This window comes from Mesorhizobium sp. M1E.F.Ca.ET.041.01.1.1 (assembly GCF_003997355.1).
Taxonomy (GTDB): Bacteria; Pseudomonadota; Alphaproteobacteria; order Rhizobiales; family Rhizobiaceae; genus Mesorhizobium.
Map to the genome: position 1 here is coordinate 1 of NZ_RZSL01000693.1, position 2,783 is coordinate 2,783.

The 2,783-nt window shown below is 67.1% G+C and carries 4 protein-coding genes; 3 read left to right on the forward strand and 1 reads right to left on the reverse strand.

The window, feature by feature from the left end; translation table 11 throughout:
* The 3 genes from EOA38_RS32690 to EOA38_RS32700 all read left to right on the forward strand — a co-directional run.
* Window positions 1-823, forward strand: an 823-nt coding sequence (locus tag EOA38_RS32690) for a HAMP domain-containing sensor histidine kinase (protein ID WP_145966183.1), incomplete at its 5' end; no start/stop codon positions are given.
* Window positions 798-1,580, forward strand: coding sequence for a peptidoglycan-binding protein (locus tag EOA38_RS32695; protein WP_127301168.1), 783 nt, complete (start codon window positions 798-800; stop codon window positions 1,578-1,580). The genes EOA38_RS32690 and EOA38_RS32695, both read left to right, overlap by 26 nt.
* A gap of 69 nt (window positions 1,581-1,649) precedes the next feature.
* Complete coding sequence (locus EOA38_RS32700) at window positions 1,650-1,997, forward strand: DUF1491 family protein (protein ID WP_127301169.1); 348 nt, start codon at window positions 1,650-1,652, stop codon at window positions 1,995-1,997.
* 13 nt (window positions 1,998-2,010) lie between these two features.
* Here EOA38_RS32700 and EOA38_RS32705 read toward each other — a convergent pair.
* A partial coding sequence (locus tag EOA38_RS32705) for a DUF2336 domain-containing protein (protein ID WP_127301170.1) occupies window positions 2,011-2,783 on the reverse strand: 773 nt, incomplete at its 5' end.

Genomic DNA, 2,783 nt, shown 5'->3' on the forward strand with positions numbered 1-2,783 from the left:
GGCCAGGGAGACCGCCGCGGCCGCCGAAGTGGCCAAGGGGCGTTTCCTGGCGGTGGTCAGCCACGAGCTGCGCACGCCGCTCAACGCCATTATCGGCTTCTCCGACATGCTGCTGCACGAGATGTTCGGCGCCTTCCGCGATCCGCGCCAGAAGGAATATGTCGAACTGGTCAGGCAGTCGGGCCAACATCTTCTGTCCGTCGTCACATCGATCCTCGACGTCTCGCGCATCGAGGCAGGCGCCTATGCGACCGAGTTGGAACCGTTCCGCTTTGTCGAGGCGGTCGATATGTGCCGCTCGATGATGCGGCCGCTGGCGCAGGCGAAGGGCATCGCGCTCGGCGCGCAGATCGCGCCGGACGCCGGCGAGATCAATGCCGACCGCCGCGCCGTGCAGCAGATCCTGATCAATCTCGTTTCGAACGCGGTTAAGTTCACGCCCGATGGCGGCAGCGTGACGATCGGCGCCAAGCGCGTCGGCTCGCGGCTGCATTTCTGGGTGAGCGACACAGGCATCGGCATCGCCGAGGAGGATATGGCCAATCTCGGCAAGCCGTTCATGCAGATCCAGAACGACTATACGCGCCGTTTCGAGGGAACCGGGCTCGGCCTGTCCCTGGTCAAGGGCCTGGTGGCGCTGCATGAGGGCACGATGTCGATCGAGAGCGCCCCGGGTGAGGGCACCACGGTGACGATCAGCCTGCCGGTGAGCGGGCCGAAGCGGCGCACGGGCGCGCCCGTCGGGGTGCTGCCGATGCCGGCTGCAAAGCCGAAGAGGGATGCAAATGGGGACAGCAATGGCTCGCTCCGCAAGACGGCCTAAGGTGGTCGAACCCGAGCGCGGCGTCCTTGCCGAGGGCGCTGTGGCGCTTGGCCAGGTGATCTCGCGCAATCCGGTTCTGGTCGGCGGCTCGACCGCCTTCCTGGTGACCCTGTTCTACGTCTCGGCCAACGCGCTCTGGTATCAGCCTTTTCCGCACACGGGCGCCTTCTTCGCCACCAGGAGCATCGAGAATTTCCCGAACGCCGTCTCCGACGAACCGGAGACCACCATCAACATCGTGCGGCAGGCGCCGGCGCAGCCGGCCGTCAAGCCCGACCCGGTCGTCCAGCAGGTGCAAGGCATATTGAAGGACCTCGACTTCTACGACGGTACCGTCGACGGCCTCACCGGGCCCGCCACGCGCAAGGCCATCCAGGCCTATCAGCTCAAGGTCGGCTTGCCCGGATCGGGAGAGATCGACGGCGCGCTGCTCGATCAGCTCGGCGCCCGGCAGACGACCGCAGCCATCCCGCATCCGGCGCCGCGGCCGGCAACTGCCGCTCCACCGGCTGCGCCGGCTCCAATTCCGGTCTCGGCGCCCGCCGATGGCACAACGCAAGCGCCCGACGCCCGCATCGTCAAGATCCAGGCCGGCCTCAAGGCCTTCGGCAATGACGACATGCAGCTCGATGGCAAGGTCGGCGCCCGCACCAAGGCCGCGATCAAGGAGTTCCAGGCGTTGTTCGGCTTGCCCGAAACGGGCGAGCCGGACGAAGCAGTCTACGTCAAGATGCGCGAGATCGGCCTGACGAACTGAGAGGCGCAAGCCGTTCCGGTTCCTCTGCCGATGCTGTAAGGAACCGCGCATGCCATCCGGAATCCCGCCATGCGCGTGACCACCGATCTTTGGGTATCGGCTTTGCTTCGCCGCGTCTTCGCCGCCGGCGGTTTTGCCGCCGTGGTCAAGCGCGGCGCGATGGAGGCGGGCGCCGTCTTCGTGTTGTCGCGCGGCCGGCTGGGGGAGGTCGCTCTCTACGGCCCGGCGCCGCAGACGAGCTATGATTCGGCAAAGCCCGACGAGCGCTTCTTCACCTTGCTCGCTTCCAGCGACGATGCCTCGGCATTCGATGTGCGGCTCGAGAAGGAAAAGAGATTCGATCCGGATATCTGGGTGGTCGAGATCGAGGCCGGCTCCGTTCCGGTCGAAGAGCTTGTCTCCGTGGAGACGGAGTAGGTCGGTTCGAAGCTCAGGACGCCTTGAGGCTGGAGGCCTTTCCGTCGCTGTTCGACGCCTGACGCTCGCCGCTTGTCGTCTCGGAGGCATTGCCGCGGATCGCGCGTGACAGGGTTTCGGCCTTCCAGGCCCGGACCTTGTCGAGCGCCGCCTCGCGATGCAGCAGCCGGTAGCGGTCGAGGAACAGCCGGATCGCCTGCGGATGCGGGAACTCGCCAGGATAGACGGCGACCGCGATCAGGAAGGCCCTGTCCTCGCTGAGGTCGAGCGCCTTGAGCGCTGCAAGCAGCGCCGCGTAGCTCGACGGTTCGGTCACCGAGCGGGCCGTGGCGAAATCGATGTCGAGCGCATCGGCGAGCGCTGTCTGGAAGAAAGCGGCGTTGCCGGTCAGCGCCGTCTCGCGCAGCTTCACATAGGCCGGCTGGCCGAGGAAGGTATTGATAGCCGCGTTCTCGCCGGCGGGGCGCATCATAGAGCGCAGGCGGCGCCGCGCATTCTCCTCGGCTTCGCCGGCAGGCGGGCGTTTGTCTTCGGCGGCGTCGATCGGCGCCGACTTCACCGGCGCGAGCTTCGTGACCGTCTCCGGTGGCCGCGTCTTGACCAGCGTCGGCTTCTCCAGCGCGCGGATCAGGTCGGCGATCGTCGAATTGAGCTCCTTGCGGCGCGCGATCGCGCGCGCATGCGGCAGGCCGTGGCGGCCGATCAGCGCGATCAGGTCGATGTCGCTTAGCGCGTTCGAGCGGGTGAGCGGCGGTGCCGCGATCTCGACAGGCTCCTCGGCCAGCC